Raw genomic sequence first — 25,940 nt, forward strand, 5'->3', positions numbered from 1 at the left:
GGGATGAGATGAACTTCGACGAGAACGAACCGCAGTCTGTTCGAGAGGAGCGCTTCGCCGTAGAACGGGCCGAACGCAGAGAGACACGCAAGGCTGCGTCCCTCGACTCGCGGGGAGCCCACCTCGGCGTGGCCATCGTGACCATCGCCCTGGTCCTCCTCAGCTGGAACAGGAAGCTGGTCGCTCTGGGCATCGTCGGCGGAGTCTTTCTGCTCTGGTTCTCCGCAGCCCTCGCATGGGCCTACGCCGACGGGGACCACGGCCGACACGCACTCCAGCGCGCGTACAACGTCACTTTCGGATGGGGCGACGGATTCTGAGCACCATGACCAAACCAGAGGGGGCGATTTGATGTTCGAGGTGTTGATGTCCGCTCTGGCCCGGAATGGCTCCATCAGCGGGCCCGCGGCCTTGGCCGCTCTGCTGTCGGGCGCGAGGTGGGAGGTCCCTTCGAATACGGCCTCGGCCCACTCGTTGTGGGCGATCTGGTGCGACCGGCTGGACATGCTGGTGGAGACGGGAGGAGCTGATCCGGGTCTGCTGGAGAGTCTGGCTCAGGCCGTGGACGGGCTCCACGATGCAGGAGACGCACGGGTGTACATGGTGTCGCTGAGGGGGAGGGTGGTTGGGGTAGCGATGGCTCGGTGAGCTGGGGTGTTGCAGGTCTGTGTGAGAGCGGTTGTGCGGTGCTGGTGGTGGCTTGATCTGGGGTTGTTGCAGGTTGGTTGGGAAAATGTCTGGGTGTTGCAGATGGCGTCTGGGTCTAAAGGGCCGAGGCGTCATTTCGCGTTCTCAGGTGTTTATGCAGGTCAGTGGGGTGTTCGGCGGTTCGGGGTACGGGTGCGGGGCTGGTGTGTGGTTTCGGCGTGGTGGTCGAGGCGGATCGCGTCCAAGGCTGTCTTGGTGATGCGTTCGGTGCCGTCACCGATGGCGGTGATGGCGGCTTGCCGGATGAGTCGGGTGAGGCTTCCGATGCGGCCGGCGGTGCGTTGGTGGAGGTAGGTCGCGTGGCGGGGGAGCGTTCCGGGTTTGTGGTGGTGGAGGTCGAGGGCGTTTTCGAGGTCGGTGACGGTGTCGGTGAAGGGATGCCGGTTGCCCAGGCGGGCGGGGAGTGGCCCGCACTCGATGAGTGAGGCCCTGCCTGCGAGTTGCGCGCCTCGGACCCCGGTGAACAGGGGCGTGGATGTGACGTCGATACCGGCGTACACGAAGGTTGCTTGGATGCGTTCGGTGAGGTCTTTGATGAGGTCGGCGGTTTCGGCGCCGGTGGTGGTGCGGGGGTTGACGCGGTGGATTTCGTCGATGAGGACGAGGCGGATACCGGTCTGGTTGTAGGTGTGGCAGACGCTCTCGGTGATCTGGGTTTGCGTCATCCGGGTCGTGGTGGGGATGGCGAGGTAGCGGGCGAATTCCGCCGCGAGCATTTTCGCGGTTGCTCCGGGCGGGACCAGGACGTACGCGACGGGGACCTGGATGTCGGAAGGCTTGCCGGGTGGGGACGCGGCGCGGGTGTGGGCGAGGTGGCAGGTGCGCCCGACGTGGAGGAGCGCCGTGGTCTTTCCGGCCGCGGCGGGCCCGGTGAGGATGAGTGAGGGTCGGGCGGTGGTCTGCTGGTGGCGGCCGAGGATCATCAGGGTGCGGATATTGGTGGCGAGGGTGTCGATGGCGGGGGTGCGGACGGTGACGAACGCGGAGTGGTAGGCCAGGCGCTCCTCGACGCTCCGCGGCGGGGTATCGGGTGTGGGTGGTACCAAGGCCGGGGTGTGGGCGAACTGCTGCCAGCCCTGCCAGGTCGTGATCGGCCAGGGCCTCTGCGCCTGCAGGGTGTCGGCGTCGGCCAGGTCTGGGTCCGCGGTCTGGTGGAGGCCGCCGGCCGGGGTGCTGGGACGCGACGGGGTGTTGTTCACCATGTGAGTGCTTCCGTGTGTGCGTCGTAGAGCCCGAGCCCGGTATACGGGCGGGCAGGGGTGCCGTTGTCGCCCGCAGGCTCGTCTTCGCCTTCGGTGTCATCCGGTTCGTCGGGGCAGTCGTCCAGGGCATCGAGGCTGTCGGCATCGGCGTCTGTCGGGCCGGTGGCGGATTCTTCGCCGGTGTCCCTGGAGCGGGCCGGCGCGGATGCCAGGGCGGGTAGGGGCAGGGTGGCGCGGCTCAGGAGATGCTGCTCGGTGCGTGTGGCGTCTCCGTTGCGTGCTCGTCGCATGAGGTGGTCGAGGGCGTCGGCGAGGTCGGCTTCGTGCTGGTCGGGATCGGGGTGGTGGACGGTCTGGGCGCGGACGTGTTGCCAGGTGCGTTCGTTGAATGGCTGGTGGGTGTGGTCGCGGTGGATCCAGGGGATCTCGGCCAGGGTTCCGTCGGTCAGGCGTAGCCAGATCTGGCGGGCATCGTGGGGGTTGTGGTGGACCTCCCACTTCCCTCCACGGGCGGTGATGGGGGAGGGCTGGCCGCGGTAGGGGGCGAGGAGGTCGTGGTCGTAGGTGCGGTGGTGCAGGCGGATGCCGCGTTCGGTGACGGCCGTCCAGCGCACCGGCAGGAGTTCCAGGTAGTCGTTCCCGGTCAGCGGCACGGGCACGTGGCCGGCCACGCTGATGAGGGCGGCCCACATCTGGTTCGGTGTGAGCGCGGCCCTGGGCAGGACCGGGTGGCGCAGGCCTTCGTGGGGGCGATGGTGGTAGTGGACGAGCCACTCGTCGAGGAGGTCCTGGAGCTGGGGGACGGTGTAGCGGGCCTCAAGGTGGGTGCCAGGGCCGCGCTGGGTGATGTTGGGGCCGGTGTAGCCGGGCAGATGCTGGCAGAACAGCGTGTTGATGGTCCCGAAGGTCCGCTCCACGATGCCTTTCGCGGTCGGCGTGTACGGCGGGGCAGCTTGGACGCTGATGCCGAGGGTCTCGCACGCGGCGGTGAATGCCTTCGACAGGTAGATGCTGCCCCGGTCGGTGATGACCGTTTCGGGGATGACGGCCGGGCGCGCGGCGGCTCCTTGGAGGCGTTCGTCGAAGGTGAGCAGCCGCTGGTGGGGCAGCAGCGAGCTGTGCGCGAAGCGCAGGGCGTCGGGCCAGGCGGGCCGGGCCGGGTGGGGGACGGCCATCTCTGCCAGGAGCAGCGCGGCGTCGACGGCCTGGGTGCTGGACGGGCAGAGCACGGCGGCGAGGATGGCGCGGGTGGCGATGTCGATGGCGATGGTGAGCTCGGGCCTGGCGACGATGCCGTCGTCGAAGACGGCCAGGACGTCGAGACGGGTGGTGTCGATCTGTACCTGTTCCCCGGGCCGCAGCGCCACCGTCGGGGTGAACCCGCGCCCGTCGCCGGTGATCGGCGGATTGCGTACCGGGCGGCTGGGGAGGTCGGCGGGGCGGGCGAGCTGGTGGACGAGCCGGTACAGGTGGCCTGTGAGGGGGCGGGTACCGTGCCGGGCCCGTGGCGGTCTTCAAGGATTCGGATGACGAGGGGGAACAGCCCGTTGATGGTGCCCTTGGACCGCCGCCGCTGCCTGCGCAACGCCTCCTTCACCGCATCCGCCACCCGCTCGTCCTGCCGTCCCGCCGGAGCGGGACCGCGGGTGGTGCGGCGGTCGAGCAGCCCCCACAGACCTTGCCTGCGGTAGGCGAGCCTCATCCGCTGAACCGTCGTACGCGACACCCTGGCGAACCCCAGCGCGGTGAGCTCGGCAGCTTTGGCCTGCTCCCGCTCGGCCAGCGTCCACCGGCCCGGGTCGTACTGCACCCGCACCACCTCCCCGCTGTCCGGGCCACCCGGCCGTCCGCACTCGACCTCCCGGACGTGCCTCTGCCAGGCCAGAGCCTTCTCCCGCGCCGCGGCGGGGGCCGTCTCGAACAACCCCCACTGCGGCACTGGCCGAACCTGCTCGGCCTGCTCGCCGGCCAGTTTGAACGCAGGGTCGGCGAACAGATGCCCGGCGAGCACCACGGCACTGCTTCCGTCGTCGCCGGCCAAGTGCACGGACTGCCCGGCCAGCGCCACGACCTGCCACCGCGCACCGCCGAAGTCGATGTGCGCGCCGACCGCCACGACGGGCCGTCCGCTGCGCGGCGCGGTCACGGCACCTCCCGGAACTGGCCGCCGCCGGCCTCACGGTGCGCACCGGCGGCCGTAAGGACTTCGGATGACGCGAGGGTGCCTGCCTGGACCAGGACGCGTTCGTGCAGCGGCTTGTCCAGGGGAACGTGCAGGTGTCCGTGCCACAGGGCGTGGAAGGCGGCGGGGAGGACTTCGATGGGGTCGCCTACCGCTTCGACGCCTTCGATCAGTGGCCGCGGGCAGGCGAAGGCTTGCAGGAGGGCGGTGGTGAGGGTGGGGCGGACCTGGTTGCGGGGGTGCCGGTAGCCGGCGAGCCACCGCAGATTGGCCGCCAGCAACTCATCGAGCGGGTCCAGGCGCAGGTAGCTCCAGCCGACCTGCTCACACGCCCGCTCCATCATCACGGCGGCAGCCAGGGCGCGTTCTCCTCCCGCCGAAGGGTGGCTGGGGCAGTCGGCGAGCAGCGCGGTGCCGTCGGCACGCCGGGCGAAGAGCTGAGGGGTCCACGATCGCCCCCGCCCCTGTTCGTCGTGCCACTGCAGCCGTACGGGCCGTCCGGCAAGACCGACGACGTCCGGGTCACGGTCCAGGACCATCAACTGGGCTCGCATCGCGTTCGACCCGGAGGCGACATGGCGCCCGGTGGTCGCGGACCACCACAGCCCTGGTCCCCAGCGTCTGCCCGGGACCACCGGGAACGCGGAGACCGGTTCAAGTTCCTCGAACGCGACGGTCACCGCCGCATCCACCCACCGCTGCACCACGGCCTGCCCGCCGAACCCGGCGAACGCCACCTCGAATACGGACCCTGGGGACGCGCTCGGCTGCGCACCGCCCGTGTCTGCCACGCTCGTCACGGGACCGAGCCAACTACCTCAACCAGCAGTTTGGGCCGGTTTGCGTGTTCTGCTCGTGCGGGAGGCCCTGATGCGGTAGCCGCGTCGGCTACACCCCCTCGTGGGCGTCCGCCTACTCGTCGTTCTCATCCGCGGTGACGGTGCCCAGGCCTGCCCATTGCTCGACGTCGTGGAGAGCGACGCCCGCGTTCACGGCTGCGAGCGCTGTCTCCCGCAGGGCCTGGTCGAGCAGGTCGATGGAATGGCCGAGTCGCTGGAGGAGAAGACGGGCGGCGTCCGCGGTACGGCCCTGGTGCGCGCCGCGCAGCTGGAGCAGTTCGTCCTGGGCGGCCTCGATGAGGTTGGTGATGAACATGCGCTGCTCTGGCGGCACGGTTGAGCGCCAGTTCGTACCGGAACCGCCCGCGGCCTTTTCCCGGGTCTGCTCACGGAGCAGGGCTGCCATGGTGGGCGGCTGCTGATCGGCCCTGACCCTCCACGGACCGGCGTCGTAGGGGTCAACCCTCGTATGCCATCGCCGACGGATGACGGCGGCCTTCCACGTGATCAGCGGGCCGCCGTCCGGCGCGGCCAGCGGCCCCAGCCAGGGGCGTCCCACCTGCTCGCCGAGATGGCGGCCGAACCGGCTCTCCCCAGGGAGCGGGCGGGGTAGCCCCGCCCTACCGCTGTCGGTCCACGCCAGTTCTTCGGCAGCCGGGTCCAGAAGGACGTTCGCTACGGCGACGATCTCGGGGAAGACCACTGCGTCCCGCCCGATCGCCCGCCGCCGATCAACGTCTCCGCGAGCTCCACGGCCCGCGACTTGCTCCAGACGACGTGGCCAGATCCGTTCCTGCTCCCAGTGAAGGGAGTGTTCCCACCACTGGCACACGACCGCCCGCGCCATACCGAACACCTCCGCCGGCTCCACCCCGGCCCGGCGCGCCCGGCGGGACACCTCACGCCACTGCCGCTGCGCCCCGACGACCTCCGGGCTCGTCCGCAGGTCTAGGTTCTCCAAGTGCTGGTCGGCATCGGCGTCCAGCAACCAACGACCGTGCCGCCCGCAGACCCGCTCCCAGCGTTCGGCGTAACGAACCGTCCGAACCAGCTGCCCAGTGCGCCGTGCCGTACACAGCCGGCAGCCGAACGCCACCGGCCCTACGACTGCACCACCAGCGCGCCAAAGGGCCTGTGGGGCATCTGCCTCTTCCTGTGCGGAGAGTTCGTCCTCGTTGCTGTCCCAGGACGGCAGCGCATGTCTGAGCGTCTCCTCGTCGACCTTGCACAGTCCTGCCAGCGCAGTCCTGCCCATCGGGCTGAGCAGGACTTCGGCGTCCGCGCGGAGCGCCCCGCCGGGGTGCCGGGGCTGGTGGTTCCTCCACCGCCAGTGCCCGAGTAGGCAGCTGGGTTCCTGGCCGTAGCGGTCAGCGATTCGGCAGATCATGGACCAGGTAGTTTCTCTCTTCAACGGACCCACTCGGTAGATCCCTGCTGGAGGTCGGTCGGACTCAGGCATGCCTGTCCAGGCGATCACGCCCTTTGGCTGCCCGCGAGACCCTGCGGTAACCCCTCGCTTCTGCCGGCGGGGCATGAGGGGGTCGCGCGTGGTGCCGTATTTTTGCCACAGGACGGGTTGGGGAGGGGGGACTGATGAGCGATGCTCTCGCGGGGATCGATGCCATCGATTGGGCGAGGCTGGAGCACGCCTATGGGACGGCCGAGGACGTACCCGGAATGCTTCGGGATCTGTACCGGCCGGAGAAGGCCGCTGATGCAGCCGATGACCTGCTCACGCATGTCCACCACCAGGGTGGCGCGGTCTGCTCTGCGGCTCCGGCCGCTCTTGTGTACGTACTCAGGGCAGCGGCCGATCCGGCCATCGCTCCAGCCGTCCGCCACGAGCTCCTTGAACTCGTCGGGGCTTTGGCGTACACGGCGAACACCGCGGAGCCCCGCTGGGTCACCCCGGCCTGGCCCGCTTCCTGGGACCTGGCGGTGACGGACCTGCTGCCGCTGCTCGACGACCCGGCGACCCTGAACCGTATTGCCGTGGCCGACGCCCTCGCCGAAGCCCGCCACAGAGCCGACGAGGTGATCGCGGCACTCCGGGCACGATGGGCCCGGGAGCCGGAGCAGGAGTCGCGGACCCAGCTCATCGATGCGGTCGGCTCAATTGTCCCGTACGCCGACGCACAGCGCGACGACGCCCTCACCTGGCTACGCCAGCTCATGCACGATGCAGCGCCCGCCATCCGACTCTTCGCCGTGCAGGCCCTGCGTCGCGCGCTACCGGGGCACGACGACAGCGCGTACGCGTGGACGGTCTCTGAGGTGCTGTTCGGCGGCAGCGACCCGGGCGCCTGGAGGCCGAGCGGAGGTGTGTCCCAGTCGACGGTCGTCTGGGCGATCGGGCTGTTGGGAGAAGACCGGGCGAACCGGTCCGACGCGGTCCAGAGGCTGCTGACGCATCCGGACGCCTCGGTACGCGCGGGCGCGCTCCGGACGGCCGCCGATATGCTCAGCCGCCGGCGCTCCGCCGTGCCCGAGCTGCTCCCTGCCGTGGCCTGCCTGCTGTCCGACGCCGAGCCCGACAATCGGCTCTTCGCAGCCCGGGTCCTGGGCATGTGCGGGCATGCCGCCCGCCCTTGGGCGGACGCGCTGGCGGCCATGGTGACGGACGAAGGCGAGCCGTACCTGCCCGCCCAGGACCACGCCGTTTGGGCGTTGTCTCGGCTCGGCGACGCCCGGTGTGTACCGCCGCTGGTGCGGCGCCTGTCGGGGGAGCGGCTTGGGTTCGGGTACCACGGGGTCCACGCCGACGGCTGGGGGACGTACGAGCTGAGCCTGACCGAGACCGCTGGAGGGCTCGGGGCCCACGCCGACGTGCTGATGCCGCCGTTGCGTGCCCGGCTCGCCGCAGCCTCGACCCTCGACGAGCGTCGAGCACTCTGCCAGTTGCTCGAGGCATGGGGTGCGGCCGCGACCCCAGCGATCCCGGACCTGATCGGTCTTCTGAGCACCGACGCCGCAGTGTGGGCCCTGGATGCCCTCGCCGCGATCGGTCCGGCCGCAGCCGAGGCCGTGTCCCCCGAACGGTTGCGGGCCCTGCTCGATGCCCCGCCCGAGGGTCAGACGTTCGCACCACGTTGCCTGACGCTCGCGTACGGCCGGCTGACCGGCGACCGCACGCCCGCACTCGAGCTGCTGCTCCCGCAGCTGGGCGAGCCGTATGGCCAGAACAACCCCGCGACCCTGCTGGGAGAGATGGGTCCGGCGGGCGCCCCGTATGTTGAGCGGCTGCGCGAACTCCTCCACGTGCACAACGAAGGCTGGCTGCCCCTCCGTGTCTCCGAGGCCCTGTGGAAGATCACCGGACAGACCGACGAGGTCGTCCCCGTCCTCGTCCAGGCCATCGCTCCGTTCGCTGAGCGCGGCGGCGCCTACCGGGCGATCACTGCGACAGTGAAACTCCTGGCTGAGATAGGCAGGCCTGCGGCCTCTGCCGAGCCGGTTCTAAAGGCGTTTCTCGACGCCGACGAGCGGCCCGTCAGGCACGGGACATGGCGGTCGGTACCGGAGGACAACGAGTTGAGTGATGCCGCGCACGCCGCATTGCTCGCAGTCTCCGACTCCATCCCGCGCGAACTCCAGCCTCCGTGCTGATCCTGGCGGCGGTGTGAATGAGGTGCGCACTGCTCAGTTGATATTCGGCGTCGGTTCTTCAGTGGTTCGGCGTTTCGTTTTCAGTGGGTTTTGAGCGCTGTGACGTGCAGGTTTGTGGTGATGTCGCTCCTGCTCTGAAGGTTTGGCGCTGATTTGTTGCTGAAGAGTGCTGCCGAATCTGGGGTGGAGCTCGCGCCGAGTCTGTAGGCGTTGGATCGGTATGCGCGGAGTGAGTTGGGGCGGTCTTCTTGCTGGTCCTGTGTTAGGTGAGGTCTCGGGTTGCCCAGCCGGGTGGGAGCTTGGGAAGTCCGATGAGAGCGTCGATGTCGAGGTACTCGAGGAGGAGTGCCTTCAGGTGTCGGCCGTCGATGAGTTCCAGTCGGTGGCGCGGGGCGAAGTCGTGACTGGCTTTGCCGAACCAGGCGGTGGTGACGACGATGCCCTTGGAAGCGACTTTGTCGTTGACCATGGCGGCGTGTGCGCGGACGGTCTCCGCTGGTACGACGTTCTTGGTGCGTTTGGCTTGGATGATGCAGAGGCCGCCGACCAGGGGTTCCTCGCTGATGGCGACTGCGTCGATTCCGTCGTCGCGTGAGGCCTGGGTGACCCAGGACTTGAGTCCCCTCGCCTCGAACAGACGCCGGATGAGATGTTCGAATTCGATGGGGTCGAGTGCGAGTAGGTCGGGTCGGCTGTCAAGGCCGGCGACCACGTCGTGTTCGGGTGCGAGTTTGAATTTGGCTAGGTCGAACGTAACTACTGGCCGGACGGGTTCCAGGTCGTAGGGGTGTTGGGAGACGATGGCGTTGAGGTAACGCAGGGTCTGCACAGGGTCGAGTTCTGGTTCGTCCAGGACGAGTTCCTCGAAGGTGTTCCGCTCCGCACGCAGGCTGACCAGGCAGGGCCGGACGGCCTTTCCTGTGGCCCGGTCCTTGGCATTGACATGCCCGTTGAAGGCCACGACGTCGACCAGCGCGGGTGGTGTCACGGCGAGCGCTTCGTCGATGGCGCGGAGTGCGAGTCTGGCGACGAGGTCCCTGTACATGGCCTTGGTCTCGGCGTCTTTCCGCGGCTGGGGGACGACTGTGGGCGGAGTCGAACCCTTGTATCGGTACTGCATGGCCACTGGTACTGCCACCTGGCTGGGGAGCTCAACGTCCAGCACGAGCTCTCGTGATTCGGGTGTGAACGCCGTACGCCACGTGCCGCGAAGTCCGTTGGGGTAGCTGACCTGGCCGAGTGCAGCTTCGACGTGGCCAGTCATCGCGTCGATGCCATTGCTGACAAAGGCCTGCTCTACCGGCAGGCGGTGAGTGTGCAGTCCTGTCGCTCTGCCGGTGAGCACGGCGTTCAGGCGCTTGACCTGCTCCTCGACTTCGGCTGTCTTGGCTGCGGCTTCTCGGCGCAGGTCCTCGCTCAGTTGTTGGCTTGCTCGCCGGTCGGCCTCGGTTTTCTCACGCGCCGCGGCCTTCTTCTTCTGCTCGGCCGCCTTCGCTCGGGCTGCTTCACGCTTCTCCAGGTCCCGGACGATCTGATCGGCCTTGCGCGCCTCCTCGGCACGGGTCCGCTCGTTCTGCTTCTTGGCCCGTACCCAAGCCTGGGCCTGCTCCCGCTCTCTCCGCGCGTCCTCCCTGCCCTGCCGGGCCGCTTCCCGTTCTTCAGCGCGCGCCTGCCGCAGCCGCTCTGCTTCCGCCTGCTTGGCAGCTGCTGCCTTGGCCTTCTGGGCGTCGCGGTACGCCTGCATGAGCTGAGACGCCAGCGACTTCCTTCGCGCCATGGTTCCCCCCTTGTAGCCCTGTCTGAGGCAAGAGCTGCCCCGCGGGCTCCTGCGTCAATCTGGGCGGTCTGCTTGAGCCCGCCGTCTCCGTTCGGGTGATGCTGCGCGGCGTGTCTGTGTGGGGTGGGAAGCGGCGGACAGCGTCTTCGCTGGGCGTTCTGTCTGAGGGGTGATGTGCATGGCTGGGGAGGGTCCCGACGCCGGGGACGTGGTGATGCCAGTTGCTGTAGTGCGTGAGGCGGCTGTTGCCCGTCTGATGTCGTTGGATTCCCGGGGCGAGCTGACGTCGGCGCATGTGCGGTTGGTGGCGTCGGTGTCCGGAGTGTCGGAGCGCACGGTGTGGAGCTGGTTGTCCGTGGGGCGGAGCGAGGGGCGGATGGGTCCGAAGCCGCGTTCGAGGCTCACCGTGACGCAGGAGATTCGGCAGCAGCTGGCTGTGTGGGGCGGGAATGTCTCTGCGGTGCACCGTGAGCTCGTGGCTCGTGCGGTGGAGGACCCGTCGCTGGGGCCGGTGCCGTCACTGTCGGTGTTCCACCGCGCCGTACGGCAGGACTTGTCGGTGGGGGAGCGCGAGGGCCTGAAGGGCGGCGAGGAGGCCCGCCGACGCTTCGATGTGTATGGGAAGCGCCCCGCGACGCATCGGAATGCGTGCTGGGAGGGGGACCACAAGCGGGTCCCGGTGCGGGTGGATCTTGAAGGGTCTGCGGTGTGTCCGTGGGTGACGTGGTTCATCGATGTAGCGACGAAGGCGATCGTCGGGGTGGCGGTTACTCCGCACCAGCCGGCGAGGGATGCGGTCCTGGCCGCGCTGCGCACGGGGATCAGCAGGCAGGATCCGTACGGCCCGTTCGGTGGTCTGCCCGGCGTGGTGCGGGTGGACCGGGGCAAGGAGTTCTTGTGCCGGACGGTGGAGCGTGCTCTGGGTGCTTTCGCTGTTCCGGTGGATGATCTGCCGGCGTATAAGCCGTACCGCAAGGGCACCGTCGAGGCGTTGAACGGTGCGGTGGAGGAGATGCTGCTGGTCTCGCTGCCGGGCTATACGCACCGTGCTCGCCCGGCGGAGGCGTACCGTCCGGATCCGGTGGAGGACCTGCTCTCGTACCCGGACTTCGTGAAGGTCCTGCTGGACTGGGTGGCCTGGTGGAACACCGAGCACCGCCCTGCCGGTCTGGCCGCGAACCTGACGCCGTTGGCGGCGTGGGAGGCGGATCCGGCGCCGGTCGAGGACGTTGCGGAGGAGCGCCTGGCGTTCTTCGCGCTGGAGGACGACGGCCGGGTCCGGAAGATCACCACGAACGGAATCAGCTGGCGACGTCGTGCCTATATCGCGCCGTGGATGGCCGGCCACGTCGGCATGCGGGTCCGGCTGCGGTATCTGCCGCACTACGACGGGCAGATCGAGGTGTTCTCTACCGAGGAGTGGGGCCGGCACCTCGGGACCGCCTACCTGGCCCAGGCGGCGACGGTGGAGCAGCGTCGTGCGCTGAGTTCGGTCAGGGAGAAGCAGGCCCGCGCGTTGAAGGCGGATCTGAAGGCGGCGGAGAAGCTGCGCAAGGCCCGCTACACGGCCACGACGACGGCTGCGGTGCCCCGTCCGCGCCGCACGGTCACTTCCTCGCAGGCCGAGGCGGAGATCGCCCGGTCCAGGGGCGTGGATCTGGCGGCCCGTGCTCTGCCGGACTTGATCCCGCCGCGTGAGCCTCCGGCTTCCTGGGCCCGGCCGGTTGTCCGCCCCCGCCGCGCGGCCGACTCGCAGACCGATTCCGGGCAGGCGGAGGCAGCCGAGGGCGGGCCGTCTGGAGCGGGTGGTGTACGTGACGACAGCGGGGAGCGTTGATCAATGGCGACTGCTGAACGGCAGGGCCGGCTGCCCCGGGAGCGGGAGGACCACTTCATGCGGCTGCCGGGCGCCCAGGTGGTCTCCACGCGCGCGCTGCTGATGGTGCGGGAGAACATCCGTGCCGCAATCGAGGCCAGAGCCATGATCTGCATCTACGGGCAGGCGGGCCGGGGCAAGTCGTTGGCTGTGAACACCTCGCTGCGTGAGCTCGCACCGAGGCTGACACGCCGGATCCAGTTCCGGGCCCGCCCTTCGACCCGCGACCTGCGCCATGAGCTGTTCCACGCCCTGGGTATGCAGGGCCGTCCGCCGACGCAGCCGATCGAGTTCGACCGTATGCTGCGCGGCGCCCTGGAGGCGACGCACGTCCTGGTCTGTGACGAGGCGCAGTGGCTGTCGAAGATGTGCTTCGAGTACCTGCGTTATCTGTGGGATGACATCGGCTCGGATCTGACGATCGTGTTCACGGGCGGGGACGGCTGTTTCGAGATGTTGCAGAGTGAGCCGATGCTGGAGTCCCGGGTGTACGCGTGGCAGGAGATCGAGCCGATGCCGCTGGAGGAGGTCCTCACCGTCATCCCGGCGTTCCACCCCGTGTGGGCGGATGCGGACCCGGATCTGATCGCGATGTGCGATGACGAGGCCGCGCACGGCAATTTCCGGGCCTGGGCGAAGATCACCCATCACCTGACTGCCGGGATGAAGGAGTCCGGGCGGAGCCTGGACGAGGACTTGCTGCGCTGGTCCTACAGCAAGCTGCGCCAGCGCCCGGTGGTGGCCTGAGGTGCTGGACTGCCCGAACCCGCCGCCGGTCACGGTGGTCCTGGACCCGTACGACGACGTGGTCCACACCCGGGCGGCGCTGGCCTCCCACGCCCCGCAGCACGGACGCCTCACCGTTCATCCGACCCCGGGCACCGACGCCGCGATCGCGCTCGCCTACGACGTCCTCGCTGCCCTTGGCAAGCCGGTCCCCGTGGCCGGCTACCGCCACCTCGACCCGGCCCCGGCCTGGTCGATCGCCGCGGCCTGGATCCTGGCCACCCCCATCACCCACCTGACCCTGCTGCGCGCCCACCTGCTTACTCCGCACCGCTTCAGAGCTCTCCTCACCCTGCGCCGGCGTACCGGTGTCCGCCTGGTTCTGGTCTGCCACCACCGGGCCGTACGGGCATTCCTGGAACGCGAACTGCGCCAGGTGGACCACAGCATCGCCGAGGCCTCCGCCCTGCTGCCCGAGGCCGAACCGACCATCCCACAACGCCGGGCCCCGCAAGCAGCACGGCCCCTGGCGAACCGCTGGATCGACTTGCCCGCACTGACCACCCTCAGGACCTTCGACGAGTCGATCGGACCGTGCCGGTGCGCCGCGCCATTAGCGGCAGACCGGGACTTCTTCCCGCCGGTGATGCCGCCGGTCACCGAGGCGGAGGTGTCGTGGCGGCTCCACCGCGCGACGGCGCACCCCTACCTGGCGGCTCAGCTGGCCACGGCCGCGTTCACCGCGGCCTCCACCACTCAGCTCGATGCCGCGCACGCGCGCGATCTGAGCGCGAACGGCACGACGCTCACGCTGCATGACCACGGGCTGCGCCGGGGCTGCATGACCCACCCTGTTCCCGCCTGGGCACGTCCTCTGCTGAGGGCGACCGCTCTCCTCTGGAGGATCGGTGGCGGCAGCGGACCGCTGTTTAGCGATCCGCTGAGAAGTGCGGGACTGCCGTCCCTGATGGCCTTCGCCGAGGGCTGCAGGATCCGCCCGCCCCAGCCTCCGTGCCCCAAGCGGCCCCACGGGCGGCGTGGAACGCCCCTGAGAGTGAAGGAGCCTGCGGCGACCATCTGGCCTGTGTGCAGCGCCCATTACGGGCTTGCGTGGGTCAGGGATGAACCCGATCTGATGCAGGGCTGCCCGTACCCGCCTCCACACACGCGGAAGACTATCGAGAGGCGGAAGAAGGGGTGGCTGCCACCGGACTACGGGCTGCGCGAGTTACGTCACCTGCGTTAAGAGTGGGTGGGAACGATTCGGCCCATCTGCGACCTGCCGCTGGGTCTCCGCAGAATCGGGGCTGCGCTGTCCTCGCAGGTGGTGTTTGGGCCAGGTCCAGTCTTCGACGAATGGCCTGCCCGGCTTGGCGTTGGAGCGGCCTGGCTTGGGCCGTAGGACTGTCAGTGGCGTGTGGGAATCTTCGGCTATGACCTTTCGGGGAAGTGTTCATATCGAAGGCATTCCGACGCATACGGGCGGTGTTCCATGGGTGGTGGACAAGCGCGACGCATACATCGCAAGGAGCCGCCCACTCCAGACGGCTGCCGTTGGTGCGGTGACGAGCAGGACCATCACGGCGCCCAGTGGGTCGCGTCAGTCGGCCTCCACACGTGGGAGCCTCCGACGCGTGAACAGCGGCTCAAGCGTATGCAGGCGCGACGCGCGGCGCGTCAGGCCGAGCGCGTACGGCCTACCAAAGATGAGGCCCCGCGTTCTGCGCGCGAGTGACCAAGGCGTCGAAGATTGCAGCCAGTGCGGCGGGGATGCGGTCCTTGGGAAGGTGTGCAGCGATGCCGACCATCAGGTCTTCCTTGTTCTGAGGCCCTTCGGCCGAGCCGGCCTTGAACATGGTCAGTAGCTGCGAGCTGAACTTTCCGGCTCGCAGTGCTTCGACTTCTTCAGGCTGCCAGGGACCGCGTTCGGTGTTCGGCTTCCACAGTGCATTGGCCGTGTTCGCCCAGTCGTCACTGGTGAACAGGTCCTCAAGCTCGTTGGGGGAGCCGAGGTAGAGGCACTCTTTGGTCAGGTCGAAGCCATGCTCCCTGAGCTTGTCGTCTCGAAAGACATGCTTCTGGTTGGCACGACTGTCCTTGTCGACGACAAAGGCGACGTCACGGCCATGCTCCTTGAGGAACTTGGCGAATCGCAGCGCACCCTCGTTGCTGCCACCCGCCCAGAGGCAGATACCGGCGGATTGGATGGGAAACCCGGCGTGCTTTCGGAACATGATCGGGAATGCGGACGTCTCGGACACACCCTCCACCGCGACGAAGAACCGCTCGTGCAGCAGCACACTGTTACGGAACCCCAGAGTGGTCGCGATCGTCGACAGATGGCGACGCACATCCACGTCTGCGCTGTCCTCGCTCAGAACCTCTGCCCGTACCCGCCCCTCGTGGGTGCGCAGGTGCACTACGGAGGAGATGTCCACGCCGTCGATCAGGTTGAGCGAGTGCGTCGCCACAATGACGCGCGCATTGGGTCGCGATGACTGCAACTGGATCAATGCCATGATGCGCCGCTGGTGGGAATAGTCGAGGTGGGTGTCGGGCTCGTCGTAAACGAACACGACATCTGCGTCGGGCCCTTGCGTCGAGTCGTGCTGCCCCAGGTCGTTGCTGCTCTCCCAGAGGGCCAGCGAGATGCGACGTGAGCGACCGGTTCCTGCCGACGAGAGTGGGAACCGCCGACCCTGCGAGTCCACGATGTTCAGCTCGACCCCGACCAGCGCTGGACGCACCTGCACCTGCGGGTCCAGCTCGACAGACGGCAGGGCGCACCGCTCGGCGATGTGCCCGCGGATGCTGTTGATGTCGGGCGTCAGCGATTCGGCCAAGTAGCCCTCAAGGTCTGCCACGCGCTTGGCTACTTCATCAGCCCGCGTGTACTCGCGTAGCCGGGAGTTGAGCAGGCTCTGGACTACGGCCTCGGGCGCCTGTACTGCGTCACCCTTGAAGTACACCATCGACGGCATCGCGGCGGCTACCTCAGAATCCGCAGCCACCCACTCGTCGAACTGCTCCATCTGCTGGGCCAGCTCCCGAAGAGGCTGCTCCCAGCTGTTCCTCACATTCGCCTGTCCGATGGGATCGACCCCGTGTGCGGCTGCCAGCTTCTTGAGGTTCGGCAACTTCACAGATTCCAAGTCCCGCAGCCCGGGATCCTTGCAGACGCTGCGTCGAATCTCCAGGAATGTTCCTGCTTCCGGGCGGAAGCGGCGCCGGATGGGCACGCGCTCGGGCAGGGCGAAGCGCTGCTGCTCATCCGTGTTGAGGGCGAACTCGCCAGTCACGGTTGTCTGAGGCACTCGCGCGTGGGGTGCGACCGGTTCACCGTCGGGTGCCGGCTCCCGATGCCCCCCGTCGCCGACGTAGGTGAGATCGCGCTCGCTCAGCGCTGTCCCGTGAAGGAGAAAGTTCAGCGCGTCTAGCAAAGCGCTCTTCCCACCCTCGTTCTGGCCGGTCAGAACTGTCTGCGGCAGGACCGGAACATCGCCGATGTCCGCAAGGCAGCGGAAGCCCTCAACGGAAACGGAGCAGATCTGCACGCACGCCTCAACTCAACAACGATCGAACGGGTCTAAGAAACTGTCTGGGAATCAGACGGAGATCGGACGGTACTGGTAGCGGCCCTTGATGAACTGGGCCAGGAACCCGCCCTTGCTGGAGGACGCCATCAGGGCCGCGTGCACGTCCGCAGGGACGTCTTCGTAGCGGTACAGCCCTCCGTTGTGAAAGGCGACCTCGAGCACACGCTCTGCCTGGCTGTAGCCCACAGACCGGACGTTGGAGGAGCGAACAGGTTCATGCAACAAAATGCCTCCTGCGGCCTGCGTGCCGGGCGTTGCACGATTGACCGAAATGATAGCGCCGCGCTGCTGTCGAGGGGCAGCCGGTGCCGAAGCTGGCCTGTACCCGGCCAGGTCGACGGCGGCCTCGGTTGCAGGGCCATCTACAGTCGTCGTGACCGAGGCTGCACAGACCAACACAGCCGTCACACGCTCAGCAGCACGAGAGCGCCACGGTAGAGCTCGACAGAGCACCTGGGGCTCGAGGTCAGTGAAGCTGCGCACTGCTCAGTTCTTCTGGTTCTCGACCGTTGTCTGGCGAGGTTTCCTCGCTATGAGCCGTTAGTTCAAGTCTGTATCCGCCTGCCATTTTGAGTCAGACTGGGGCGGCTCTTGGCTGGTCGTTTTGGTGTCGGCCACGTGGGGCGGCCTGGTACTAGCGTCCGGGATGGCCTGGTACGAGTTCCTTATGAAGGATTGGGGGCAGCAGGATGACACTGGAGGTCTCGTTCTATGTGAGGAGTTGCCGTGACCAGCTTTGTCATTACGGTCCCGGGTACGTTCGTGTCGGATGTTCCCGCTTCCGTGCCTCTTGCCGTCGAGCGGAAGTTGGCCCCGCGGCACACGGAGGTCAGTGAAAATGAGGGACTGAGCCTCCTCACGCTGAACGAGGACGGCACCTTCTCCATCCGGCTTGAGGTTGAGGCCCCGGACAAGTATGAGGCGGAGCTCGATGCCATGCGGATCGTTACGGCAGCCTTGAAAGAGGCGGGCCTCTCAGAGTCCGATGCCCCGCTCGGCCCGCCGGCCGTGACCGGTATCGACAGCGGCCTGTGATCCCCGTGGAGGAGCTTGTGGTGGCGAAAAGTGAGTGGCCGGAGCTGACGGGGAAGCCGGCGGAGGAGGCCCGCGAGCAGATCCGGGCTGAGTTCCCGGAGATCGCGGTCCATGCGGTGCCCGACGGCAGCATGGTCACGATGGACTTCAACGAGCAACGCGTGAGGCTCTTCGTGAAGAACGGCAAGGTGGTCCGGGCCCCTAGGCGGGGATAGCAACTGCTGCTAGCCAGGACTGCGAAGCAGGCCTGGTCCTGGAGGCGGAGCCGGAAGGACTAAGAGGTGGGGGAGCGGAGCGGACCCACCCAACGGGCCGAAGGCCCGGACCCCGTGAAACGGGGTCATCTCCCGCGCGTAGCGCGGGAGCCCCGGGGCCTGCTCCGCAGGCCCCGGCTCTGGTGGAGCGCAGCGGAACCAGAGCCAGTCCGGAGCGAAGCGCAGGACATCCGGCCGGAAGTCGAGCCATGGCTCAGGCGAAGCGGAGAGCCAGGCGCCGAAGGCGCTGGCCGAGCGCAGCGAGGCCGTTCAGTCCTGAGCGCGCAGCGCTCAGGACTGAACGGCCTCGCTGCGCTCGGCCAGCGCCTGGCGCCTGGCCTCGCTTCGCCTGAGCACATGGCCGGCCTCCGGCCGGATGTCCTGCGCTTCGCTCCGACTGGCTCTGGTCCCGCTGCGCCCACCAGAGCCGGGGCCCGCGGAGCAGGCCCCGGGGCCCCGCGCTACGCGGGAGATGACCCCGTTTCACGGGGTCCGGGCCTTCGGCCCGTTGGGTGGGTCCGCTCCGCTCCCCCACCTCTTAGTCCTTCCGGCTCCGCCTTCCAGGACCAGGCCTGCTTCGCGGTCCTGGCCAGCGGCAGCTGCTATCCCCCGCCTAGGGGGCCCGGACCACCTTGCCGTCTCCTTCACGAAGAGCCTCACGCGTTGCTCGTTGAAGTCCATCGTGACCATGCTGCCGTCGGGCACCGCATGGACCGCGATCTCCGGGAACTCAGCCCGGATCTGCTCGCGGGCCTCCTCCGCCGGCTTCCCCGTCAGCTCCGGCCACCTCAATTTTCGCCACCACAAGCTCCTCCACGGGGATCACAGGCCGCTGGTCGAGGCCGGTCACGCCGCATCGGGCCGAGCGGGGCACCGGCCTCTGAGGCGGCCCGCCTCCTCCAAGGCCGCCGTAACGATCCGCATGGCATCGAGCTCCGCCTCGTACTTGTCCGGGGCCTCGGCCTTGCCGGTCGGAGGGGTGCCGTCCTCGTTCAGCGTGAGGAGGCTCAGTCCCTCATTTTCGCTGACCTCCGTGTGCCGCGGGGCCGACTTCCGCCTGACGGCAAGAGGCACGGAAGCGGGAGCATCCGACACGAACGTACCCGGGACCGTAATGACAGCTGGTCACGGCAACTCACATAGAACGAGACTTCCAGTGTCATCCGGCGGCCCCCAATCCTTCATAAGGAACCCGTACCAGGCCGTCCCGGACAGCTAGTGCCAGGCCGCCCCACGTGGCCGACACCAAAACTGTCCGGCCAAGAGCCGCCCCAGTCTGACTCAAAATGGCGGGCGGGTCCCAGACCCCGGACTTGCGGCTTCATGGCGAGGAAACCTCGCCAGACAACGGTCGAGAACCAGAAGAACTGAGCAGTGCGCAGCTTCACTCGACCTCGGCGCCCCAGGTGCTCTGTCGAGACTCTGCCGTGGCGCCCGTGCTGCTGAGCGCGGTGACGGCGGTGGATGCGGTCCGTGCAGCCTCCGGTCCCGGCTGGCCGCAGATGGCCGGCAACCTGCGGCCGCCGTCGACCCGGCCGGGTACAGTGCCAGCCTCGGCACCGGCTGCCCCTCGGCCGAGCAGCGCGGCGCTATCATTTCGGTCCGTCGTGCGGCGCCCGGCGCGCAGGCCGCAGGAGGCATTTTGTTGCATGAACCTGTTCGCTCCTCCAACGTCCGGTCTGTGGGCTACAGCCGGAGCAGAGCGTGTGCTCGAGGTCGCTCACAACGGAGGGCTGTACCGCTACGAAGACGTCCCTGCCGGACGTGCACGCGGCCCTGATGGCGTCCTCCAGCTGGGGGGCGGGTCCTGGCCCAGTCTCGTCAGGGGCCGCTACCAGTGCCGTCCGATCTCCGTCTGATGCCCAGACAGTTTCTTAGACCCGTTCGATCGTTGTTGAGCTGTGGCGTGCGCGCAGATCTGCTCCCGTTTCCGTTGAGGGAGCTTCCGCTTGCGCCCGCGGACATCGGCGATGTTCCGGTCCTGCTGCAGACAGTTCCGGCCAGGCTCGAACGAGGGCGGGAAGCGCGCTTCGCCGGGCGCCGCTGAACTTCCTCCTGCTCGGGACAGCGCTGAGCGAGCTGCGATCTCACCTACGTCGGCGGCGGGGGCGTTCGGGAGCCGGCTGACCCGATCGGCGCACCGGTCGCAGTCCTACGCGCGAGCCAGCCGGCATCGGTGGCGGGCGAGCTGGCCCTCAACGCGGATGAGCCGCCGGCGCTTCGCCCTGCCCGAGCGCGCGCCTGATCCGGCGCCGGCTTCCGCCCGGAAGCAGGAACGTTCCTGGAGATTCAGACGCAGCGTCCGCAAGGATCCCGGGCTGCGGGACTTGGAATGCTGGGCGCAGCTGCCGGGCACAGCGCTGGCAGGCCGCAACACGGGGTCCGATCCCTCCTCCGGAGCCGGCGTCTCGGAGGGACGGCCGGGGAGCGGCGCTCTTCGGCGAGCTGGCCCAGCAGATGGAGCAGTTCCGGCCGGAGATGGGTTTGGCCCGCGGGTCTCTGAGGCCGGCCGCCCGCGATGCCGTCCGATGGTGTACTTCAAGGGTGACGGTACAGGCGCCCGAGGCCGCTCGGTCCCGAGCCTGCTCAGCTCCCCGGCTACGCGAGCCCACGCGGGTCGATGAAGTAGCCAAGCGCGTGGCAGACCCAGGGCTATCCTGGCCGAGATCGCGGGCGCCCGACATCCAACCGCGTCCGCGGGCACATCCGCCGAGCCGGTGCAGCCTGCCGTCTGTCGGAGCTGGACCCGCCGGTGCAGGCGCGTCCAGTCGCGCTGGTCGGGGTCGACGCGAACATCGTGGACTCGTGGTCGGCGGTTCACCAACTCTCGTGGGCAGGAACCGGTCGCTCACGTCGCATCGTCGCTGGCCCCTCTGGAGAGCGGGAGACGGCCTGGGGCAGCACGACTCGACGCAGGGAGCCCGACGCAGATGTCGTCGACAACGTGTTCGTTTACGACGAGCCCGACACCCACCTCGACTATTCCCACCAGCGGCGCATCATGTTGCATTGATCCAGTTGCAGTCATCGCGACCCAATGCGCGCGGCCATGCTGTGGCGACGCACCTCGCTCAACCTGATCGACGGCGACATTCCCTCCGTAGTGCACCTGCGCACCCACGAGGGGCGGCGTACGGGCAGAGGTTCTGAGCCGAGGGCAGCGCAGACGTGGTTGTGCGTCGCCATCTGTCGACGATCGCGACCACCTCCCGGGGCCACCGTAACAGTGTTCTGCTACGCACGAGCGGTCCTTTCGTCGCGGATGGGAGGGTGTGTCCGAGACGTCCGCATTCCCGATCATGTTCCGAAAGCACGCCGGGTTTCCCATCCAATCCGCCGGCATTCGCCTTCGGACGGGTGGCTGCAACGAGGGTGCGCTGCGATTCGCCAAGTTCCTCAAGGAGCGATGGCCGACGTCGCCCCTGTCGTGGAACCCAGGACGAGTCGTGCCTTGCCAGAAGCGTGTCTTTCGAGACGACAAGCTCAGGGGAGCATGGCTTCCAGGCCTGGCCAAGGGGTGCTCTACCTCGGCTCCCCCGGCGAGCTTGGAGGACCTGTTCACCAGTGACGACTGGGCGAACACGGCCAACCCGCTACTGAAGCCGAGCACCGGCCGCGGGTCCCTGGCCGGCCTGAAGGAGTCGAAGCACTGCGAGCCGGAAAGTTCGGCTCGCAGCCACTTGACCGCCTGCGTTCCAGGCCGGGCTTCTGGCCGAAGGGCACTCAGACCCAGGAAGGCCTGATGGTCGGCGTCGCTACCACCTTCCCAAGGACCGCGACCCCGCCGCACTGGCTGCACCCGACGCCTTGGTCACTCGCGCGCAGAACGCGGGGCCCTCAATCGACCGGCAGGCCGCACGCTTGCGGCCTGACGCGCCGCGCGCGTCGCGCCTGCACGCCGCTTGAGCCGCCGTTCACGCGTCGGGAGGCTCCCACGTGGTGGAGGCTGACTGACGCGACCGACGTGGGCGCCGTGATGGTCCCTGCTCGTCACCGCACCAGGCGGCAGCCGTCCGGAGGCGGCTCCTTGCGATGCATGCGTCGCGCTTGTCCACCGCCCATGGACACCGCCCGTGTATGCGTCGGAGTGCTCGATATGGACCACTTCCCCGAAAGGTCCTTGGCCGAAGATTCCCACGCGCCAACTGACAGTCCCACGGCCCAGGCCAGGCCAGTTCCAACGCCCGGCCGGGCAGGCCGATGGGGCGAAGACTGGACACCTGGCCCAAACACCGGCCCTGCGGCGAGGACAGCGCAGCCCCCGATTCTGCGGAGACCCAGCGGCAGGTCGCAGATGGGCCGAATCGTTCCCACCCCTCTGCTTGCGCAGGTGACGTGCCGTGCAGCCCGTAGTCCGGTGGCGTGGCAGCCGCGCCTGCTTCCGCCTCTCCGATGGTCCTCCGCGTGTGTGAGGCGGGTACGGGCAGCCCTGCATCAGATCGGGTTCATCCCTGACCCACGCCGGCCCGTCGGCGGGGCGCGGCGCACAGGCTGTGACGGCCGCCGGAGGCTCCCTTCAATCTCAGGGGCGTCCCACGCCGCCCGTGGGGCCGCTTGGGGCACGGAGGCTGGGGCGGGCGGATCCTCGCAGCCCTCGGCGAAGGCCATCGGGGCCGGCGGTGCCGCTCTTCAGCGGATCGCTGGGAACGGCGGGTCCCGCTGCCGCCACCGATCCTCCAGAGGAGACGGGTCGCCCTCAGCGGGGACGTGCCCAGGCGGGAAGGCAGGGTGGGTCATGCGTCCCCGGCGCAGCCCGCGGTCATGCAGTCGAGCGTCGTGCCCCGTTGCGCCTTCGGATCGCGCGCGTGCGCGGCATCGCTCGAGCCGGTGGTGGGCCGCGGGGACGACGGCCGTGGCCAGCTGAGCCGGCCAGGTAGGGTGCGCCCAAGTCGCGCGGAATTGGAGCCGCCGCGACACCCCTCCGCCTCGGTGACCGGCGGCATCACCGGGGCGGGACGAAGTCCCGGTCTGCTCGCTAATGGCGCGGCGCACCGGCACGGTCCGGATCGACTCGTCGAAGGTCCTTGAGGGCGGTCGGTGCGGGCGAAGTCGATCCAGGCTTGAGCCGCCAGGGGCCCGTTGCTGCCCGCGGGGCGCCAGGCCGTGGGCGATGATCGGTTCGGCCTTTTCGGGCAGCAGGGCGGAGTTGCCTCGGCAGATCGACATCTTGATGGTCCACCTGGCGCAGTTGGCGTTCCGGGGGTATGCCGCTGTGCCGGCCCGGTGGAATTGGCGAGACCCAGAACCAGGCCGCGGCACCGGCCCTGCTCGGCCTGCGCGGGGCTGAGGAGAGCTCTGGAAGCGGTGCGGAGCAAGCAGGCGGGCCGCGCAGCAGGGTCGGGTGGTGATGAGGGTGGCCAGGATCCGGGTCGCGGCGATCGACCGGGCCGGGGCCGGGTCGAGGATGGCGGTGGCCGGCCACGGGGACCGGCTTGCCAAGGGCAGCGAGGACGTCGTGGGCGAGCGCGATCGCGGCGTCGGCGCCGGGGTCAGACGAACGGTGAGGACGTCCGTGCCGTGCGGGCGGGAGGCCAGCGCCGCGCCCGGGTGTGGACCACGTCGTCGTACGGGTCCAGGACCACCGTGACCGGCGGCGGGTTCGGGCAGTCCAGCACCTCAGGCCACCACCGGGCGCTGGCGCAGCTTGCTGTAGGACCAGCGCAGCAAGTCCTCGTCCAGGCTCCGCCCGGACTCCTTCATCCCGGCAGTCAGGTGATGGGTGATCTTCGCCCAGGCCCGGAAATTGCCGTGCGCGGCCTCGTCATCGCACATCGCGATCAGATCCGGGTCCGCATCCGCCCACACGGGGTGGAACGCCGGGATGACGGTGAGGACCTCCTCCAGCGGCATCGGCTCGATCTCCTGCCACGCGTACACCCGGGACTCCAGCATCGGCTCACTCTGCAACATCTCGAAACAGCCGTCCCCGCCCGTGAACATCGATCGTCAGATCCGTGCCGATGTCATCCCGCAGGATAACGCAGGCACTCGAAGCACATCTTCGACGAGCCACTGCGCCTCGTCACAGACCAGGACGCGGTCGCCTTCCAGGGCGCCGCGCAGCATACGGCCGAACTCGATCGGCCGCGTCGGCGGACGGCCCTTCGCACACCCAGGGCGTGGAACGCTCATGGCGCAGGTCGCGGGTCGAAGGGCGGCCCGGAACTGGATCCGGCGTGGCCAGCCTCGGTGCGAGCTCACGCAGCGCGAGGTGTTCACAGCCAACGACTTGCCCCGGCCCCGCCTGCCCGTGGGCTGCAGATCATGGCTCTGCGGCCTCGACCGCGGCACGGATGTTCTCCCGCACCATCAGCAGCGCGCGCGACGGAGACCGCCTGGGCGCCCGGCAGCTGCCCGAAGTGGTCCTCCCGCCCTGGGGCAGCTCTACCAAGCGCCGTTCGGCGGTCGCCGATTGACCAGCGCTCCCCGCTGTCGTCACGTGCGCCGCCTGCTCCGGGCGCGCCGCCTCGGCTGCTCGCCTGCTCGGAATCGGTTCAGAATGGCCGCGCGGCGGGGGCGGACAGCCGGCCGGGCCCAGGACGCCGGAGGCTCACGCCGGCGGGATCAAATCCAGGCAGAGCACAGGGCCGCCAGAGTCCACGCCCCTGACCGGGCGATTCCGCCTCGGCCTGCGAGGAAGTGACCCGTGTGCGGCGCGGACGGCTCCGCAGCCGTCGTCGGATGGCCGTGTGGCAGGCCTTGCGCCGGCTTCTCCGCCGCCCTTCCGATCCGCCTTCAACGCGCGGGCCTGCTTCTGCCCTGACCGAACTCAGCGCACGACGCTGCTCCACCGTCGCCGCCTGGGCCAGGTAGGCGGTCCCGGAGGTGCCGGTTTCCACTCCTCGGTAGAGAACACCTCGATCTGCCCGTCGTAGTGCGGCAGATACCGCAGCCGGGACCCGCATGCCGACGGGCCGGCCCATCCACGGCGCGATCTAGGCGCGACGTCGCCAGCTGACTCCGTTCGTGGTGATCTTCCGGACCCGGCCGATCGTCCTCCGGCGCGAAGACCGCCAGGCGCTCCTCCGCAGCGCGTCCTCGGCGCGCGGATCTCGCCTCCCACGCCGCCGGCGGGCGTTCAGGTCCGCGGCCAGACCGGCAGGGCGGCGCTCGGTGGATGCCACCCGGCCACCCGGTGCCAGCGGGTTCCGCTGCGCGAGGTCCGGGTACGAGAGCAGGTCCTCCGCCGGATCCGGACGGCACGCCTCCGCCGGGCGAGCGGCGGCGCTGTATAGCCCGGCGGCGAGACCGGCAGCATCCTCCTCCGCCGCACCGTTCGGCGCCTGGGCGGTGCCCTTGCGGTACGGCTTGCTACGGCTAAGAGATCATCCACCAGGTACAGCGCTTCCTGGTCCGGCACAAGCTTGCCCCGATCCCGCCCGCCACGCCGAGCAGAATACCGCCGACGGGCGCTCACGGATGCCGCCTGCTGATCAACGCGGCCGAGTTCCTCCCTCGGCTGGAAGCGGTACCCGGGTAACCGCCGCGGGCGGTCGCGCTCGTCACCCCGTCGACCCACGTCACCACGGACGCGCACCGCAGACGCAGATCCACCCACTCAGGACCCCGCGTATTCCACCTCCCGGCACGGCCGGGACGCCGGTGGCGACTCCCGCTCCGGCGACGACGGGCGCCAGCATCGCCCTGGTGAAATCGGCCGGCGAGGCCGACGGCACCGGCCAACGGGCGAGGTCCTCCGCGCGGCCGAGCTCACGGTGCACGGTATCCCCACTGTGCTGCCGAATCTCGATCGCAGGAGGCCTTCATCGCCCGCGGACAACCAGCTCCACGCCTGCTCGACGCCACCAGTTGCCATGCGCCGATCATGCCGAATCCAGGCGGCAACCGCCTCGGCAACTGGCCTCGCCACGTCGGCGAGGACAGCCATGCATCACCTCGAACAGAACACCCGGCAAGAACCGTCCGCCGCCCACCCTGGGCCGCGCCGCGCAGCATCACCCGAACGACGACGATGGAACGGATGTACGCAGAGGGCCCGTGTTGCGAACAGGCTACAGGGGAGACCAGGCGCGGCTCGGTGCCGCTGGGCGGCGGCCTGCTGAGCGGAAACAACGACTGCGGTAGTGGTGACAGCCGGGCTGGCCGGTGGCTGGACCGTAGGCCTATCGAGATCAGGTC

The 25,940-nt window shown here is 68.9% G+C and carries 18 protein-coding genes; 8 read left to right on the forward strand and 10 right to left on the reverse strand.

Going from position 1 to position 25,940, the window contains the following annotated elements; all coding sequences use genetic code 11:
- Nucleotides 1-8: 8 nt before the first annotated feature.
- A complete protein-coding gene (locus tag OG490_RS37340; RefSeq protein WP_330300710.1) occupies nt 9-320 on the forward strand; it encodes a hypothetical protein in 312 nt (103 codons plus the stop codon).
- Between the two features lie 489 nt (nt 321-809).
- Here OG490_RS37340 and OG490_RS37345 read toward each other — a convergent pair whose 3' ends face one another.
- The 4 genes from OG490_RS37345 to OG490_RS37360 form a co-directional block, all read right to left on the reverse strand.
- Nucleotides 810-1,799 carry a TniB family NTP-binding protein gene (locus OG490_RS37345; RefSeq protein ID WP_330301194.1) on the reverse strand — a complete coding sequence of 330 codons (990 nt, stop codon included), beginning with the start codon at nt 1,797-1,799 and terminating at the stop codon, nt 810-812.
- A gap of 104 nt (nt 1,800-1,903) precedes the next feature.
- Entirely contained in the window at nt 1,904-3,277 is a 1,374-nt protein-coding gene (locus OG490_RS37350; RefSeq protein WP_330300711.1) for a Mu transposase C-terminal domain-containing protein, read from the reverse strand.
- Between the two features lie 775 nt (nt 3,278-4,052).
- Nucleotides 4,053-4,892, reverse strand: a complete 840-nt coding sequence (locus tag OG490_RS37355; RefSeq protein ID WP_443065922.1) for a TnsA-like heteromeric transposase endonuclease subunit — start codon at nt 4,890-4,892, stop codon at nt 4,053-4,055.
- 112 nt (nt 4,893-5,004) lie between these two features.
- On the reverse strand, nt 5,005-5,919 hold the full coding sequence (locus OG490_RS37360; RefSeq protein WP_330300712.1) for a DNA-binding protein: 915 nt from the start codon (nt 5,917-5,919) through the stop codon (nt 5,005-5,007).
- A 605-nt stretch (nt 5,920-6,524) separates the two neighbouring features.
- Between OG490_RS37360 and OG490_RS37365 the strand changes: the two genes are divergently transcribed.
- Nucleotides 6,525-8,537, forward strand: coding sequence for a hypothetical protein (locus tag OG490_RS37365; RefSeq protein ID WP_330300713.1), 2,013 nt, complete (start codon nt 6,525-6,527; stop codon nt 8,535-8,537).
- 262 nt (nt 8,538-8,799) lie between these two features.
- Here OG490_RS37365 and OG490_RS37370 read toward each other — a convergent pair whose 3' ends face one another.
- A complete protein-coding gene (locus OG490_RS37370; protein WP_330294194.1) occupies nt 8,800-10,314 on the reverse strand; it encodes a restriction endonuclease in 1,515 nt (504 codons plus the stop codon).
- A 214-nt stretch (nt 10,315-10,528) separates the two neighbouring features.
- Here OG490_RS37370 and OG490_RS37375 point away from each other — a divergent pair, with 214 nt between their 5' ends.
- From OG490_RS37375 to OG490_RS37385, 3 genes are read left to right on the forward strand one after another with little or no spacing between them, the layout of a single operon-like run.
- Nucleotides 10,529-12,151: a transposase gene (locus OG490_RS37375; protein WP_443065923.1), complete on the forward strand. Its 1,623-nt coding sequence runs from the start codon at nt 10,529-10,531 to the stop codon at nt 12,149-12,151.
- 3 nt (nt 12,152-12,154) lie between these two features.
- Entirely contained in the window at nt 12,155-12,937 is a 783-nt protein-coding gene (locus OG490_RS37380; protein WP_330294192.1) for an ATP-binding protein, read from the forward strand.
- Nucleotide 12,938: 1 nt separating this feature from the next.
- Nucleotides 12,939-14,162 (forward strand): hypothetical protein, encoded by a 1,224-nt coding sequence (locus OG490_RS37385; RefSeq protein ID WP_330294191.1) that lies wholly within the window; start codon nt 12,939-12,941, stop codon nt 14,160-14,162.
- 451 nt (nt 14,163-14,613) lie between these two features.
- Here the strand turns inward: OG490_RS37385 and OG490_RS37390 are convergent, their stop codons facing one another.
- Both OG490_RS37390 and OG490_RS37395 read right to left on the reverse strand, forming a co-directional pair.
- Nucleotides 14,614-16,470: an AAA family ATPase gene (locus tag OG490_RS37390; protein ID WP_330294190.1), complete on the reverse strand. Its 1,857-nt coding sequence runs from the start codon at nt 16,468-16,470 to the stop codon at nt 14,614-14,616.
- A 51-nt stretch (nt 16,471-16,521) separates the two neighbouring features.
- On the reverse strand, nt 16,522-16,734 hold the full coding sequence (locus OG490_RS37395) for a KTSC domain-containing protein (protein ID WP_330294189.1): 213 nt from the start codon (nt 16,732-16,734) through the stop codon (nt 16,522-16,524).
- 504 nt (nt 16,735-17,238) lie between these two features.
- On the opposite strand from OG490_RS37395, the gene OG490_RS37400 reads away from it, so the two are divergent.
- Both OG490_RS37400 and OG490_RS37405 read left to right on the forward strand, forming a co-directional pair.
- Nucleotides 17,239-17,547, forward strand: coding sequence for a hypothetical protein (locus OG490_RS37400; RefSeq protein ID WP_330294188.1), 309 nt, complete (start codon nt 17,239-17,241; stop codon nt 17,545-17,547).
- Between the two features lie 20 nt (nt 17,548-17,567).
- The gene (locus OG490_RS37405) at nt 17,568-17,762 is read left to right on the forward strand and encodes a serine protease inhibitor (RefSeq protein ID WP_330294187.1); all 195 of its coding nucleotides are present in this window, start codon (nt 17,568-17,570) and stop codon (nt 17,760-17,762) included.
- A 522-nt stretch (nt 17,763-18,284) separates the two neighbouring features.
- Here OG490_RS37405 and OG490_RS37410 read toward each other — a convergent pair.
- From OG490_RS37410 to OG490_RS37420, 3 genes are all read right to left on the reverse strand, one after another.
- Nucleotides 18,285-18,593: a serine protease inhibitor gene (locus tag OG490_RS37410; RefSeq protein WP_330300714.1), complete on the reverse strand. Its 309-nt coding sequence runs from the start codon at nt 18,591-18,593 to the stop codon at nt 18,285-18,287.
- 4,697 nt (nt 18,594-23,290) lie between these two features.
- Nucleotides 23,291-23,416 carry a hypothetical protein gene (locus tag OG490_RS37415; RefSeq protein ID WP_330300715.1) on the reverse strand — a complete coding sequence of 42 codons (126 nt, stop codon included), beginning with the start codon at nt 23,414-23,416 and terminating at the stop codon, nt 23,291-23,293.
- A 1-nt stretch (nt 23,417) separates the two neighbouring features.
- A complete protein-coding gene (locus OG490_RS37420; protein ID WP_330300716.1) occupies nt 23,418-23,693 on the reverse strand; it encodes a hypothetical protein in 276 nt (91 codons plus the stop codon).
- A gap of 401 nt (nt 23,694-24,094) precedes the next feature.
- Here OG490_RS37420 and OG490_RS37425 point away from each other — a divergent pair, with 401 nt between their 5' ends.
- Entirely contained in the window at nt 24,095-24,217 is a 123-nt protein-coding gene (locus OG490_RS37425; RefSeq protein ID WP_330300717.1) for a hypothetical protein, read from the forward strand.
- The last annotated feature ends 1,723 nt before the right edge of the window (nt 24,218-25,940 follow it).

The sequence above is a fragment of the Streptomyces sp. NBC_00503 genome (genome assembly GCF_036346895.1).
GTDB lineage: Bacteria > Actinomycetota > Actinomycetes > Streptomycetales > Streptomycetaceae > Streptomyces.